General features: G+C 68.4%; 12 protein-coding genes. 4 read left to right on the top strand and 8 right to left on the bottom strand.

Annotated features, from left to right (window positions below; genetic code table 11):
* Positions 1 to 97: 97 nt before the first annotated feature.
* Entirely contained in the window at positions 98 to 832 is a 735-nt protein-coding gene (locus LG380_RS01880; protein WP_225763346.1) for an SIMPL domain-containing protein, read from the top strand.
* Between the two features lie 143 nt (positions 833 to 975).
* Here LG380_RS01880 and LG380_RS01875 read toward each other — a convergent pair whose 3' ends face one another.
* Complete coding sequence (locus tag LG380_RS01875; RefSeq protein ID WP_225763345.1) at positions 976 to 3,993, bottom strand: TonB-dependent receptor; 3,018 nt, start codon at positions 3,991 to 3,993, stop codon at positions 976 to 978.
* 518 nt (positions 3,994 to 4,511) lie between these two features.
* Here LG380_RS01875 and LG380_RS01870 point away from each other — a divergent pair.
* Positions 4,512 to 5,177: a TonB family protein gene (locus LG380_RS01870; RefSeq protein ID WP_225766412.1), complete on the top strand. Its 666-nt coding sequence runs from the start codon at positions 4,512 to 4,514 to the stop codon at positions 5,175 to 5,177.
* Positions 5,178 to 5,222: 45 nt separating this feature from the next.
* Here the strand turns inward: LG380_RS01870 and rlmH are convergent, their stop codons facing one another.
* The 7 genes from rlmH to LG380_RS01835 all read right to left on the bottom strand — a co-directional run bounded on the left by rlmH (position 5,223) and on the right by LG380_RS01835 (position 12,228).
* On the bottom strand, positions 5,223 to 5,693 hold the full coding sequence (gene rlmH, locus LG380_RS01865; protein ID WP_225763344.1) for a 23S rRNA (pseudouridine(1915)-N(3))-methyltransferase RlmH: 471 nt from the start codon (positions 5,691 to 5,693) through the stop codon (positions 5,223 to 5,225).
* A gap of 77 nt (positions 5,694 to 5,770) precedes the next feature.
* Complete coding sequence (gene rsfS, locus LG380_RS01860; RefSeq protein WP_225763343.1) at positions 5,771 to 6,181, bottom strand: ribosome silencing factor; 411 nt, start codon at positions 6,179 to 6,181, stop codon at positions 5,771 to 5,773.
* 56 nt (positions 6,182 to 6,237) lie between these two features.
* The gene (gene nadD, locus LG380_RS01855; RefSeq protein ID WP_225763342.1) at positions 6,238 to 6,918 is read right to left on the bottom strand and encodes a nicotinate-nucleotide adenylyltransferase; all 681 of its coding nucleotides are present in this window, start codon (positions 6,916 to 6,918) and stop codon (positions 6,238 to 6,240) included.
* A 17-nt stretch (positions 6,919 to 6,935) separates the two neighbouring features.
* On the bottom strand, positions 6,936 to 7,979 hold the full coding sequence (gene holA / locus LG380_RS01850; protein ID WP_225763341.1) for a DNA polymerase III subunit delta: 1,044 nt from the start codon (positions 7,977 to 7,979) through the stop codon (positions 6,936 to 6,938).
* Between the two features lie 45 nt (positions 7,980 to 8,024).
* Positions 8,025 to 8,606, bottom strand: a complete 582-nt coding sequence (gene lptE / locus LG380_RS01845; RefSeq protein ID WP_225763340.1) for an LPS assembly lipoprotein LptE — start codon at positions 8,604 to 8,606, stop codon at positions 8,025 to 8,027.
* Positions 8,607 to 8,798: 192 nt separating this feature from the next.
* A complete protein-coding gene (gene leuS, locus LG380_RS01840) occupies positions 8,799 to 11,441 on the bottom strand; it encodes a leucine--tRNA ligase (RefSeq protein ID WP_225763339.1) in 2,643 nt (880 codons plus the stop codon).
* A 169-nt stretch (positions 11,442 to 11,610) separates the two neighbouring features.
* Positions 11,611 to 12,228 carry a DUF998 domain-containing protein gene (locus LG380_RS01835; protein WP_225766411.1) on the bottom strand — a complete coding sequence of 206 codons (618 nt, stop codon included), beginning with the start codon at positions 12,226 to 12,228 and terminating at the stop codon, positions 11,611 to 11,613.
* A 123-nt stretch (positions 12,229 to 12,351) separates the two neighbouring features.
* Here LG380_RS01835 and trxA point away from each other — a divergent pair, with 123 nt between their 5' ends.
* Positions 12,352 to 13,212 (top strand): thioredoxin, encoded by an 861-nt coding sequence (trxA, locus tag LG380_RS01830; RefSeq protein ID WP_225763338.1) that lies wholly within the window; start codon positions 12,352 to 12,354, stop codon positions 13,210 to 13,212.
* 189 nt (positions 13,213 to 13,401) lie between these two features.
* The gene (locus LG380_RS01825; protein ID WP_225763337.1) at positions 13,402 to 14,970 is read left to right on the top strand and encodes a CHASE2 domain-containing protein; all 1,569 of its coding nucleotides are present in this window, start codon (positions 13,402 to 13,404) and stop codon (positions 14,968 to 14,970) included.
* Position 14,971 lies beyond the last annotated feature (1 nt).

Here is a 14,971-nt window from a genome sequence, read left to right as displayed (position 1 = left end):
GGTTGACGCGGGGGCGCGGAGACCACAAAAGCCGGCGCGCCTCACCAAGTGTTCATCCGTGCGGCAACACTCTTCCCGCGCACACCAAGGAGCCACCATGCGCCGCCGATCCATCACCCCCGTGCTGTTCGCCCTGTCCCTTGCCCTGGGAGCTGCCGTGGCCGCCCACGCGCAGACCACGGCGCCCGCCGTTGGCATTGCCGCCGACGCCACCTTGTTGAACGTCTCCGCCCAGGCCGAGGCCAGCCGCGTGCCGGACGTGGCCACGCTGTCGGCCGGCGTGGTCACCCAGGCCGCCGACGGCAACGCCGCCATGCGCCAGAACGCAGAGCAGATGGCGAGGGTGGTGGCCGCGATCCGCAAGGCCGGCATCGCCGAGCGCGACGTGCAGACCAGCGGCATCAACCTCAACCCGCAGTACCGCTACGCCGAGAACGAGGCACCGAAGATCACCGGCTACCAGGCCAGCAATACGGTCAACGTGAAGGTCCGCGACATCGCCAGACTGGGCCAGGTGCTCGACGTACTTGCCGCGCAGGGCGCCAACCAGATCAATGGCCCCAGCTTCCAGATCGATGACCCGGAGCCGGTGCAGGATGAAGCCCGTGTGGCAGCCCTGAAGAAGGCCCAGGCCCGTGCCGAGACCTATGCCAGGTCGCTGGGCCTGCGCGTGCGCCGCATCGTCAGCATTTCCGAAGGCGGTGGCGGCGGCTTCCATCCGGTCCCGGTGATGGCCATGGCCAAGGCGGACCGTCTCGAATCCACGCCGGTGGCGCCGGGCGAAACCACGCTGTCGGTGAGCCTGGACGTGGTGTTCGAACTGGGCCGTTGAACCCGCGGCGGGCGGCATTGTCCGCCCCTGCCTGTCCGGGCCTTCTGCCCGGGTGCGGCACGCGACGCTGCCGACGTATAGCCACCCGGAAAAAGGACCGGCGCCCGAAGGCGCCGGTCTTTTGCGACAGGGCACCCTGCGGCTCAGAACGAGTAACGCACGCCCAGGTAGGCACGACGCGGCTCGACCCAGTCGTTGGGCTGGCCGAAGTCATACACGCCATTGCCGTCGACCAGGGCCATGTGGCTGGTGGCCGACTGCTTGTTCAGCACATTGAAGATGTCGACGAAGAACTCCAGCTGGCCAACCGGCAGCTCCTTGACGTACTTCGCGCGCACATCCAGCGTGTAGTACGACGGACCGGTTTCGGCGCCGATGCTGTTCGGCAGCACCCACGTGTCATAGATGCCGTCGTACTCGTACTCGTCACCCATCACCGGCAGGTAGCGTCCGGAGATCAGCTGCGAGCGGCTGTAGATGATGCCGCTGTTCCAGTTGAACACCGCGCTCAGCTCGAGGCCGAAATCGAACTCGTACGAGCCCCAGGCCTTGAACTGGTGCTCAATGTTGCCCGGCTGGCGTCCCCACATGTTGGGAGCACGCGGGTCGATGGCCAGCCAGTCACCCTGGAAGTCCGCGTTGGAGTCGGAGTTGGTGTTGCCGTGGGCGTCGTTGTAGGTGTAGGACAGCATGCCCTGCCAGTTGTTGCTCTTGTACTTCTGCAGGGTGACTTCCAGGCCCTGGTACTCACGTTTGCCGCCGGCCAGGGTACCGATCACGTAGTTCGAGTTCGGCGCCCCGTCGTAGCCGAAATACGAGTACGGCAGGTAGAACATCGAACCCGGGTGGGCCACGCCATGCGAGCCGACTGGCACGGTCGGGTCGGAGTACAGCGCCAGGTCGTAGTCCTCCAGGATGTCCTTGGTGTCGCGACGGGTGTAGGTCACCGACAGGCTGAGGTCGGTACCGATGGTGTGCGAGGCACCCAGCATGAACTCGTCGGTATACGGGGTCTTGGTGGACGGTGCGAACAGTGCATCGGGGGTCTTCTCGCCGCCGCGGACGCGGAAGGTGAGCCAGCGGTCACCGATGAAGATCTGCTCGTGCAGCTCCGGACCGGTGAGGTTGCCTGCGAAGTCGGCCATGTTGGTGCGGATCGGATCGTAGTAACGACCGAAGAAGCCGAACACCTTGGAGCGGCCGTCGCCGAACAGGTCATACACCACGCTCAGGCGCGGGGCGAATTCCCAGTCGAACTTGGCCGACTGCCCGCCCTTGGAGTCGGAGTGGGTCCACTCCTCGGCACGGACACCGGCGTTGACCGTCCACTGGTTGATGGTCCAGGTGTCCTGCAGGTACGCGGTGCGGCCCTTGGTGAACACCGAGAACGGCGCGGCCGTGGCCTCGACGATGCGGTAGTTGTTGACCTGGCCGGTCGGGTTGCCCGCCGTGCTGGTGAACTGGTAGGCATTAAGTTCGTCCACCGAGACCACGCCATCGCCATTTCGGTCCACCACGCTCAGGAAGTAGGCGCGGTCGGCTGCGGTCGAGTTGCCCACACCCGGACGGCCGGTGTCGTTGATCAGGCGCGAGTAGTCACTGCTGGAGATGGAGCGGGTGCCGGACCACCCCGGACCGAAGAACTGGCCCAGGGTGACGCCCGCATTGGCCGCGGCGATCGACGCATAGCGCGCCTTGTCCGGACCGGTGATCAACGAATCCTCGAAGTACTCGTTCTCCGAGTAGGAGAAGCCGCCCTTGATCGTGTGCGTACCCCAGGAGGTGTCCAGGTAGTATTCCAGGCTCAGGCCGTACTCGTCGCGGTTGCGCTCGGTGATCAGAGCGGTGCCGCCGCCACCCTGGCTACGCTGCGCTAGGGTCGCCGGCGAGTTGAAGAAGGCGACATTGTTGAGCGAAACGTCCTGCTTGGCCGGGATGTCGCTCAGCTCGCCCTCGTGGCGGAAGCCATAGACGTTCAGCAGCAGCGGACCCCAGTCACGGGTGTATTCGAGCTTGTAGTTGTCACCGCCCTGCTTGCGCGCGAAGTCGCGGTTGTTGAGGGTCGTGGCAACGCGCGAACCGCTGATCTCGGTCGGGTCGTTGAAGAAGGTCGCGGCCAGGCGATCATTCTCGGTGATCTGCCAGGTGGTCTTGAAGAACGCGTAGCGACCGTCGTTGTCGACCGAGCGCATCGCCTCGCCCGTGCTCGGGTCGAGCACGTCGTCCTCGCGGTACTTCTTCTGGTAGGACGCGAAGAACCAAAGCTTCTCCTTGATGATCGGGCCACCCAGGGTAAAGGCGGTGTCATAGGTGGAGAAGCCGCCGGACTCGTCGTGCTTGTCCTTGTTCACCAGGCTGTCGTTCTGCAGGTAGTAGTTGAGCGAGCCGTGCCACTCGTCGCTACCGGACTTGGTGATGACCTTGGAGATCAAGCCCGACCCACCCGCATATTCGGCCGGCACGCCACCAGTGATGACCTGCTGCTCCTGGATGATCTCCGAGTTGAAGTTCGCGCCAAAGGTACCGGTGTTGCTGTCGGTGACGTCGACGCCGTCGATCAGGTAGATGTTGTCGCTCGAGGTACCCGCGGCGCCGCCGATGTCGCTGTAATTGACGCCGGACTTGGAGGACGGGTTGCCGCCGGCGCTGGGCTTCACGCCCGGGACCAGCTGCAGGTAGCTCTGGTAGTTACGGCCGGTCGGCAGCGATTCCACCATCTCCAGGGTCAGCGTGGAGCCGACGGTGGCGGAGGTGGTGTCGATGGCGGCCAGCGAGGAGCCAGTGACGAGCACGGCATCCAGATTGGTCGCGTTAGCACTGGAACTGCCGCCGCCGAGGTTGTAGCCCAGGCTAAGGTTGCGGCCGGAGACGACCGCCACGTTGGAAGCGGTGTACTCGTTGTAGCCATCTGCCGAGATCTGCACGGTGTAGTTGGTGGCCGGATCCAGGCCCTGCAGGCGCACCGTGCCGTCGGCACCGGTGACGCCGCTCTTGCTGACCAGGCTGTCAGGCGAGCTGACCCTGACCTCGGCACCGGCGACAGGCCTGCCGTCGGCACCGTTGATGCTGATGCGCAGGCTGCCCGGGTCGGCAGCCCATGCGGAACCGGCAATGCACATGCCCAGCGCCAGGCTGAGCATGCTGCGCTTGATACTTTTCACACCAAGGGAGTTCTTCGTCTTCGTCACAGCACCAACCTCTCTCAAGTCGTTTGAAGGGGTAGATCTGGATCGACTGCCCCCGGCACCAGGCAAAGCTTGCTGGAAAATGAACAAGGACCGGGTTAACCGGAATATAACGAGCCTTTTCCGCGAAAAACACCAGGTTTTCACGATTGCAATTGGACCAAAGACTGAGCAGCCGCCCGGCGGCAGCCCAATAGAACCGGCAAGCGGTTGATTTTTGCGGAGAAGTTAGTCGCCAACGCTTTTCCCGCATTGCCCTGCAGGATGGAACATCCATGCCTGGTGACGATTCGCGGAGCCGGTATGCGGCTCAGATGAAAGAGCGCGCGTGCAGCTGGGGCAGTCGGGGAGCTTTCTCCCAGCTGACTGGACTGGCCAGTCAAGCTTGTGCAGACCACCTCGCGCTGGCGCAGTGGGATGGCACGGCGGGATCGCCATCAGGCCCGTCCGCTGCTTCCCACGTTGCCGTCACCAACTGTCCGTCATGGAGGTGGATCATGGTTCGCACGCAGCCCTACGCCAGTCCGCAACGCTTCGATCCCGCCCGCGTGCTCGCCATGAGTACGGCCATCGCCCTGCACGTGCTCGCCGCAGGTTTGCTGCTGGTTCCCCTTTCGAGAACGCCGTTGCCGGTGGATCCGGCACGCACCGAGGTGCGCTGGGTGATTCCGGACGTCGTCGTGACCACCCCGCCCCCGCCCCGGCAGATCGCACCGGTCGTCGCACCCGTGGTTCCGCCGGCGCCCGCACTGGCACCGGTCCAGATCGAGGCACCCGCGGTCCCGGTGTTTGCCGTGGAGGCGAAGATTTCGGAGCCGGCCGAGGAAACCGCGGTCCCCGGCATCGACGTCGCCCCGGCGGGCCCGGCCATGGACGTCCCGGCAAGCGGAGTGCAGCTGCGTTACCTGCGCGCGCCGGCACCGGCATATCCAGCCGCCGCCCTGCGCGCCGGCCAGCAGGGCACGGTGGTGCTCAAGGTGCTGGTGGATGTGGACGGTTCACCGCTGCGGGTGGACATCGAGCGCAGCAGCGGCCATCGCTCGCTCGACCTGGCTGCCCGCATCCAGGTGCTGCGCCAGTGGAAGTTCCAGCCCGCCACCGATGGCGGCCGCGCGGTGCAGGCCGTAGGCCTGGTGCCGGTGGATTTCTCGCTGCAGTAAACACATGGGCAGGGGCGTCATGCGCCCCTGCCCTGCCGGCGCGGCTCAGGCGCGGTGGTAAGGGTGGTTGGCCAGCATCGCGGCGGCGCGGTACAGCTGTTCGGCCACCACCAGCCGCACCAGCATGTGCGGCAGGGTCAACGGCCCGATCGACCATTTCTCGTCAGCCAGTGCCGAGACCTCGGGCGAATGTCCTTCCGGGCCCCCGATCAGGAACGCCAGGTCACGCCCCTGGCTGCGCCAGTGCTCCAGCCGCTGCGCCAGTTGCTCGGAACTGAGCTGGCGGCCCGGCACGTCCAGCGCCACCACGTAGGCATTCTTGGGCAGTGCCGCCAGCACCCGGCGTCCCTCGTCCTCGATGGCGCGCCTGGGATCACGCCCCTTGCCGCGCAGGCCGGGCTCGATCTCGACCAGCTCCAGCGGCAGCCAGTGCGACAGCCGCTTCTGGTACTCGGAAAATCCCTGCGCCACCCAGGACGGGGCGCGTTCGCCGGTGGCGATCAGTTTGGCCTTCATGGTGCCTGCCTCCGCGGCGGTGATGCTGGAAACAACAACGGCGCCCTCGGGCGCCGTTGTCGCTAAGACCGCCGGGCTCAGCCCGCGGCCGGCTCGTCTTCGATCGACGGCGGCTGGTCGCCCACCGTCCACAGTCGCTCGAGCGCATAGAACTCGCGCACGCGCGGCAGCATGACGTGGACGATCACGTCGCCCAGGTCCACCAGCACCCACTCGGCCTCGCGCTCGCCTTCCACGCCCAGCGGCATCACGCCCAGGTTCTTGGCGAACTTCACCACTTCGTCGGCAATCGCCTTGACGTGGCGGCTGGAAGTACCGGACACCACCACCAGGAAATCGGCGACGCTGGACTTGCCGCGCACATCGATCTCGACGGGGTCCTTGGCCTTGAGTTCGTCCAGTGCGCCGTGCACGGAGGCCAGGAGGGCCGGCACCGACGGCGGTGGGCTGGGGAGTTGGGTCTTGATGACGTGGGCTTCGGTAATCAAAGGAAAAACTCGCTGAATTTGGCGCCAATTATAAGGAAAGACAGGCCGTTCGGCGTTCACGTAGCCTGGAAGCCATACAGACGCTGGTCGGCGATGTAGTCGGCCACCGCGGCTGGCAGCAGCGACCGCCAGTCGCCGCCAGCGCCTATGCGGCGGCGGACCTCGGTTGCCGATTCGGTCCGCAGCGGCTGTTCCAGACGCCATACGCAGCCGGCCGGGCTGCATGCGAGATCCCGGGGCTCCTGCGTCCACGCCGGTTGCAGGCGCCGGGCCAGCGCCGGCGGCAGCGCCGCGCCCAGCTCGCTGCCCGGGCGGTCGGCGACCACGAAATGGGTGAGCGCGAACAGCTCCTCCCAGCGATGCCAGGACGGCAGCCCGAGCAGGCTGTCGGCGCCCAGCAGCAGCGCCAGGGACTGCTCCGCGCCGACCATGGCGCGCAGCTCCAGCAGGGTATCCACCGTCCACGAGGGCACACCCGGATCGCGGGCGGCGCGCTGCAGCTCGCGATCATCCAGCAGCAGGCCGGCCTCGCCGGCAATGGCCAGCGCCAGCATCCGCGCCCGCTGCCCGGCATCGGCGCCGGGCGGCGCGCGATGTGGCGGATCGGCCGCGGGCATCAACCGCACCGGAACCTGCAGCGCATCGCGGGCGCCGCGGGCGATCGCCAGGTGGCCCAGGTGCACGGGATCGAAAGTGCCGCCGTAGAACAGCATCAGCGCGTCGGTGCCGTGGGCCATGGTCGACTCGGCGAAGATCAGGCGTTGGCGCGGGCCAGCAGGCGTACCGCGCGCGGCTCGGCCACGGCTACCAGCAGGCGCTCCAGCGCCAGCCACGCATCGCCTTCCAGCCGGCCCTTGGCGATGCGGTCCACGCGCGAGGCCTCGGCGACGAAGCGCTCCCAGCGACGCGCTTCGGGATGGCGCTGCAGCGCGCGCTTGAACGGCGCCTGCCGTGCCTCCCAGATGCCCTTGCCCTTCATCTCCGCGGCCAGGTTGCCGCCGCGGGCGTGGACCCGCGCCAGTCCGGCGGTAAGCAGCAGTTCGCGCACGACGATGGGCATCAGTGCCGCTACCGCCTCGCCCTCGGCACGCAGGCCGGCGAGCATGCGCATCACCGCGCCCGGCTGGCCGGAGAACGCGGCTTCGGCCAGGCGGAACACGTCATAACGGGCGGCATCGGCGACCAGCGACTCCATCGTCGCCACGTCCAGCGCCTTGCCTTCGGCCAGCAGGGCGAGCTTGTCGATTTCCTGGGCGGCGGCCAGCAGGTTGCCTTCCACCCGCTCGGCCAGGCGTTGTACCGCGGCGGGATCGGCGCGCAGGCCCTTGCCGCGCAGGCGGCGGTCGATCCAGTCCGACAGCTCGTGCGGCTTGATCGCCCAGGCGATGGAAACCACGCCGGCCTTGGCCACCGCGTCGAACCACTTGGTCTGGTGCGCCTTGCTCCACTCGCCGGCGGTGATCAGCAGGACCACGTCAGACGGGGGACGCGCGCAGAAGTTGCTGATGACCTCGGATCCTTCCTTGCCCGGCTTGCCACTGGGCAGGCGCACCTCGACCAGGCGGCGGGCACTGAACAGGCTGGGCGCATTGAAGCTGGAGTCGAGCTGGTTCCAGTCGAAATCACGACCATCGGCGTCGAACACCTCGCGCTCGCTGATGCCCTCGGCGCGGGCGCGGGCGCGCACCGCATCGGCAGCCTCGAGCACGCGCAGCATTTCCGGCCCCGCCACCAGGTACACCGGGGCCAGCGGCTGCGAGGCCACCTGGCTGCTGAGCTGTTCCGGACGCAGTTCCATCGTCAGGCCGGCCGGCATCGGCTGGCGGCCAGTACCGGCAGACGCTCAGCCACCGTCCTGGACCTGTTCCGGCTCCTGCGCCGGGGTAGCGCTGGAACCCGCCGAGGCCGGGGCGGTGCCATGTTCGATCTGCGCGCGGATCACGCTGTCGATGCGACGCAGGATCGAGGCTGACATCTCGCGGCGCAGTTCATCAGCCAGGATCTCGCGCTCGGTCGTGGTACCGGTCACGTCGACCGGCTGGGAAATGTAGTCGCGCGACAGCTCGATGACCTGCTCGGGCACCAGCACGCTGCCGTCGGCGCGATGGAACACGAATACCGTGGCGTAGCGCAGGCTGTATTCCTGTGCACGGCCCTGCGCATCGATGGCGATGGGCAGGTCGCCCCAGCGTTCGGAACGGATCTGCAGGCGGGCAGCGCCTTCCACCTTGTCGTCGGCGGAGGCCACTTCCGCACCTGAGGCACGGAGGCCGCGTTCGAGCAGCTTCACCAGTTCGCTGTAACGGGTCGAGGACTGGACCATCACCGCGGGCGTGTCCGCCGGCAGGGTCAACGAGTTGCGCAGGTGGAAACCGCAGCCGGACAGGCCGGCGGCAAGGGCGATGGCAAGCAGGAATCGGGTCATGGGAACAGTCTGGCGGAGCAGGAAGGGGGCGGCAATAGCCGGAGCATCATCGCCGGGGCCGCGTGAGCGCGGCGCAAGACCGCGTGGGCACCGCGACATGCCGGCAAGGAGCGCACCCCGGAAATGCCGCAGGCGCAGCCATGGCTGCGCCTGCGGTATCGCTGCGGCCGGTCACCCGGCCGCACCGGTGGCTCAGGCCGCCACGATGTTGACGATCTTGCCCGGCACGATGATGACCTTGCGCACGGTCAGTCCTTCCAGGAACTTGGCCGCGTTCGGTTCGGCCAGGCCCAGGGCTTCGATCTGCTCGCGGGTCGCATCGGCGGCCACTTCGATCGTGCCGCGCAGCTTGCCGTTGACCTGCACCGCCAGGGTGATGGCATCACGCACCAGCGCGCTGCTGTCGACCTGCGGGAACGGCTGGTCTTCCAGCAGCGTCTCGCCGTGGCCCAGCACCTGCCACAGCGCATGGCAGGCATGCGGGGTGATCGGGTTGAGCAGCAGCACCGCAGCCTGCAGGGCCTCCTGGCGCACCGCACGGCCCTGCTCACTGGCGTCGTCGAACTTGGCCAGGGTGTTGAGCAGTTCCATCACCGCGGCGATGGCGGTGTTGAAGCTGTGGCGGCGGCCGTAGTCGTCACCGACCTTGCCGATGGTCTCGTGGGTCTTGCGGCGGATCGCCTTCTGCCCGGCGTCCAGCGCGGCCACGTCCAGTGCCGGTGCGGCACCATCGGCGGCGTGCCTGTGCACCTGCGACCACAGGCGGCGCAGGAATCGCGCCATGCCATCCACGCCGGCCTCGTTCCACTCCAGCGACTGTTCCGGCGGCGCGGCGAACATCGAGAACAGGCGCACGGTGTCGGCGCCGTACTTGGCGACCATCGCCTGCGGATCCACGCCATTGTTCTTGGACTTGGACATCTTCTCGGTGCCACCGATCACCACCGGCGCACCGTCGCTGCGCAGGGTGGCGCCGGTGATGCGGCCGCGCTCGTCGCGCACCACGTCCACGTCGGCCGGGTTGAACCAGTCCTTGGAACCGTCCGGGTTGGGACGGTAGAAGGTCTCGGCGATGACCATGCCCTGGCACAGCAGGTTCTTCGCCGGCTCGTTGCTGTCGACCATGCGGGCGTCGCGCAGCAGCTTGTGGAAGAAGCGGAAGTACATCAGGTGCAGGATCGCGTGCTCGATGCCGCCGATGTACTGGTCCACCGGCAGCCAGTAGTTGCCGCGCTTGTCCACGGCCTCGCGCGCACCCGGCGAGGTGTAGCGGGCGTAGTACCAGCTCGACTCCATGAAGGTGTCGAAGGTGTCGGTCTCGCGCTCGGCGTCAGCGCCGCACTCGGGGCACTTGCACTTGCGCCATTCCGGGTCAGCCTTGATCGGCGAACCGGTGCCTTCCAGCACCACGTCCTCCGGCAGCAGCACCGGCAGCTGGTCCTCGGGCACCGGCACCGCGCCACAGCTCTTGCAGTAGATCACCGGGATCGGGCAACCCCAGTAGCGCTGGCGGCTCACGCCCCAGTCGCGCAGGCGGTAGTTGACGCGGCGCTGGCCCTGGCCCTTGCGCTCGAAGCGCTCGGCCAGTGCCTCGAAGGCACCCTGGAAGTCCAGGCCGTCAAACTCGGCCGAGTTGATGAGCTCGATCTGGCGGGTCTTGTCGCCGTACCAGTCCTTCCACTCGTCCGGGGTCCAGCTGCGCTCCTCGTCGTTGCGAGGATCCTTCAGCACGATGACCTGCTTCTTGGGCAGGCTGTACTTGCTGGCGAATTCGAAATCGCGCTGGTCGTGCGCGGGGACGGCCATGACCGCGCCGGTGCCGTAGCCCATCAGGACGAAGTTGGCGACCCACACCGGCACCTGCTCGCCGGTGACCGGATGCACGGCCTTCAGGCCGGTATCCATGCCGCGCTTTTCCTGGGTCTCCAGCTCGGCCTCGGACACGCCGCCCTGCTTGAGCTCGGCCAGCAGCGCGGCCAGCGCCGGATTGTTCTTCGCCGCGTGCAGGGCCAGCGGGTGCTCGCCGGCGATGGAAACAAAGCTCACGCCCATCAGGGTATCCGGACGGGTGGTGAACACGCGCAGCGGGTCCAGCGCACTGCCGGCGGCATCGCGCACCTGGAACTCGATCTCCAGGCCTTCGGAGCGGCCGATCCAGTTGCGCTGCATGGTCTTGACCGATTCCGGCCAGCCATCGAGCTCGTCCAGGCCGTCCAGCAGTTCCTGGGCATAGTCGGTGATGCGCAGGAACCACTGCGGGATCTCGCGCTTCTCCACCAGCGCGCCCGACCGCCAGCCGCGGCCGTCGATGACCTGCTCGTTGGCCAGCACGGTGTTGTCCACCGGATCCCAGTTCACCACCGCGTTGCGGCGGTATGCCAGGCCCTTGCGCATCAGCCGGGTGAACATGCGCTGCTCGTGGACGTAGTAGTCCGGCGTGCAGGTGGCGAACTCGCGCGACCAGTCAATGGCGTAACCCAGCGATTTGAGCTGGCTGCGCATGTGGTCGATGTTCTTGTAGGTCCACTTGGCCGGGGCGGTCTTGTTCTTGATCGCCGCGTTCTCGGCCGGCAGGCCGAAGGCGTCCCAGCCCATCGGCTGCAGCACGTTGTGGCCGGTCATCCGCTTGTAGCGGCTGATCACGTCACCGATGGTGTAGTTGCGCACGTGGCCCATGTGCAGCGCACCGGACGGGTACGGGAGCATCGACAGGCAGTAGAACTTGGGCTTGTCGGAGGTCTCGTCGACCTCGAAGGCACGGGCGTTATCCCAGAACTTCTGGGCGGCCGATTCAACCTGCTGCGGGTCGTAGATATTGGGTTCGACGCTGGACATGGAACACTAGGGCGGCGGCAAAGCAGCACAGGGTACCGCAGTGCATCAAGCGGCTCCAATCGATCCCGGGCCGTGCCGGCGCCCCGGCTCCATGTCACTGATCCGGCAGGGAAACCCGCTTTGCCCCCAGCAACGAGTTGCGACGGCCGGCACGGATTCCGCGCCGGTGTCACCCCGGTCGCCGGTCGGCACCGCGGGCGGGCCAGGCCCAGGGCGCGGCCGCCAGCCACAGCAGCCAGGCCGCAAATGCCAGCCGCTGGGCGAGCGCCACCGGCACCAGCGCGGCCAACACGAAGGCACCGCCGGCCACGCCCAGGCCGCACAGCAGGCTCAGTCGGGCCAAGGCACGCCAGTCGCCCCGACCGCCGGTTGCCAACAGCAGGCTGCCGGGGACGAAGGCCACCACCCACAGCATCCACGCGCTGGCATGCAGCTGGCTGGCGCGGTTCTCCAGGTCACTGCTGTCCAGCGGCAGCAGGCCCATGGCGGCGAACGCCAGCACCGACAGCAGCACCAGCTGCGCGCCAATGCGCAGGCTCCAGCGCGGCTCGGCGGCCACGCGTCGCAACAGGATCAACGCCACCCACCCGGCCAGCAGCGCCGGCAACAGGAAGGCGAGCAGGTTGAAGGCCATCGCATTGGGCACGCCGGAGGCTCCCAGCAGGGCCAGCGGATGCAGCGCCTGTTCAAAGCCCGGCAGCGCGGCGCCGAATCCCAGCACCGCCGCGGTCCACAGCGGGGCCGCAGCCACTCCGGCCCAGCGGCCCGCACGATCGATCGACATGATTCCTCCGGCAAATCCGGCCCTGCCGGAACAGCCGCCATTGTCCCTGATCACCGGGCACGGGCGGGTTGAGAGTGGCGGGGTCTGGCACCATACAGGGGATTCCTGCCTGCAGAACCCGCGACCATGACCGAGCTTGCCCACGTATTCGACGCCACCACCGAGACCTTCGAGGCCGAGGTCCTGCAGAAATCGCTGCAGGTGCCGGTGCTGGTCGACTTCTGGGCCACCTGGTGCGGGCCGTGCAAGACGCTGGGACCGATCCTGGAAAAGCTGGCCGGCGAGTACAACGGCGCGTTCGAGCTGGCCAAGGTGGACGTGGACCGCGAGCAGCAGATCGCCGCGGCCTTCCAGATCCGCTCGGTGCCGACCGTGTTCCTGATCAAGGGCGGCCAGCTGGTGGACGGCTTCCCCGGCGTGATCCCGGAAGGCCAGCTGCGTGAGTTCCTGAAGCAGCACGGCATCGAGCCCGCAGCCGCCGCGGTCGAGGCCGCCGAGGCCGAAGCGCTGCCGCTGGATCCGCAGGCCGAAGTCGCCGCGCTGCGCGAGGCCATCAGCGCCGAGCCGGACAAGGAAGAGCTCAAGCTCGACCTCGCCCTGGCCCTGCTGCGTACCGGCGCCACCACCGAAGCCGCGCAGCTGATCGAAGCGCTGCCGGCCAACCTGGCTACCGACGATCGCGCGATCCGTGCCCGCGCCCGTCTGGATTTCGCCAGCGCGCTGCAGGATGCGCCGGCCGCCGACGTGCTGGCGCAACGGGTGGCCGCCGATGGCAACGACCTGCAGGCCCGCCACCTGCTCGGCGTGCACCACCTGCTCGCCGGTGAGGACGAGGCCGCGCTGGAGCAGTTCCTGGCGATGCTGCAGCGTGACCGCGGCTTCCAGGATGGCCTGCCGCGCAAGGCCCTGATCGATGCCTTCCGCGTGATCGAGGACGAGGATCTGGTCGGCCGCTACCGCCGCCGCATGTCGGCGGTCCTGTTCTGAGCCGCCGGGCAATCCCTTGCCCGCTGGCCGCGGCGCCCCGCCCGGCCTAGACTCGGCGCTCCACCGCTGCCCTGCACTGCCATGTCCTTGCCGGTGAACACAGCGTCTTCCCTGCCGCCCTCCGGGGCGGCCGCGGGCATTCCCGCCGCATCGTCGGCTCGCGTCCTTCCACATGCTCCTGCCTGACCGATGTACCGGCGCCCGAGGTGCCTGTACTGGATCCTGCTGGCCTTCGCGCTGGGCCTGACCACTTCTTGGGCCGGATACGCCGGCCTGCTGCATGCAGCGGATCGCTGGCTGTTCGACCGGTTGGCCATTGCCCCTGCCGCATCGGCCCAACCCGGCACGGCACTGATCGCCATCGACGAGGCCAGCCTGCAGGCCCTGGGCCCGTGGCCATGGCCACGCGGCACGCACGCGCGGCTGCTCGACCAGCTGCGCGCCGCCGGCTCCGGTCGGGTCGCCCTCGAGCTGGATCTGTCTGCACCAGGTTCCAGCGATCCCGCGGGCGACGCACAGCTGGCCGCTGCCATCCGCCGCCACGGCGCGGTGCTGCTGCCGGTGGTGCCGACCACCGACACGCCGGGCCTGTCGGCCCACCGCGCACCGCTGCCGGCGTTCGCCATCGCAGCCGCGGCCCTGGGCCATGCCGGCATCGCATCCGATGACGACGGGCGTACCCGGTCCCTGTTGCTGCGCGCCGGCCCGGCCAACAGCGAGTGGCCCGCGCTGTCCGCGCTGCTGGCCGGCATATCGCCCCCCACCGCACCCGCCACCCTGGCGGAGTCGCCCTACGTTTGGCAGGGGTGCCATCCGGTACTGCTGCCGCGGCTGGTCACCACCGACATGCCGCGCTACAGCTACCACGATGTCCTCGCCGGGCGCGTAGCGGCCGGGCAACTGCGCGGCCGCCCGCTGGTGATAGGCGCGACCGCGCCCTCCCTGGCCACGCCGGTCGTCATAGGCACCGGGCAGCGGATCAGCCCGGCCGAATTCCATGTTATGGCTGCCGCGAGGCTGCAGCAGGGCAGTTTCCTGATCCCGCTGCCGCCGCTGGTCATCGCCGCGGTGGGTGTCGTACTGCCGCTGCTGGTGGCTGCGGCGGGCTGCATTCGCCTTCGCTGGCGCTGGGCGGCCACCGCCCTCGCAAGCCTGCTGCCGATCGCGCTGGCCGTGGCACTGGCCGCGGCCGGCTACTGGTTCGCGCCGGCCGCGGCCCTGCTGGCCATCACTCTCCTGCTGCTGGGTCGGGCCCTGACGACCGGCCTGCAGCTTTGGCACCTGCGCGAGCGTGACGGCCGGACCGGGCTGGTCAATGCCGGCCGGTTTGAACGCGCGCTTGCCCATGCCCTGCCCGTGGCGCTGCGCCGGGGCGAGCCACTGGGGGTCGCGATGCTGGCACTGGACGGCGCCACCGCGGCCGACGCCGCGATCCTGCAGGCCACGGGCGCGGCCATCGGCCGGCACGCGCGGCGGCCGCGCGACGTGGCGGCCCATCTCGGCCAGGGCCGCTTTGGCCTGGTGCTGCCCGGGACCGGTCGCGATGGGGCGGTCCAGCTGATCCAGGACCTGCAGGCAGACCTGCGCCCCGTGTGCACGCTCAGCGCCGGTGTGGTGGCGGTGGAAGACGGGCCGGCCGCGCCGCGGCAGGTGCTGATGGCGGCCACGGCCGCGCTGGAAAATGCACGCGCACTGGGAGGCGATGGTTACGTGGCGCAGTCAGCGTCGCCGGCCCAACCATACGGGCCCGAATGCTAAG

The organism is Stenotrophomonas sp. Marseille-Q4652, assembly GCF_916618915.1.
Taxonomy (GTDB): domain Bacteria; phylum Pseudomonadota; class Gammaproteobacteria; order Xanthomonadales; family Xanthomonadaceae; genus Stenotrophomonas.
Note: the sequence above shows the minus strand (reverse complement) of the source record. Positions and strands in the feature narration are given on the sequence as shown.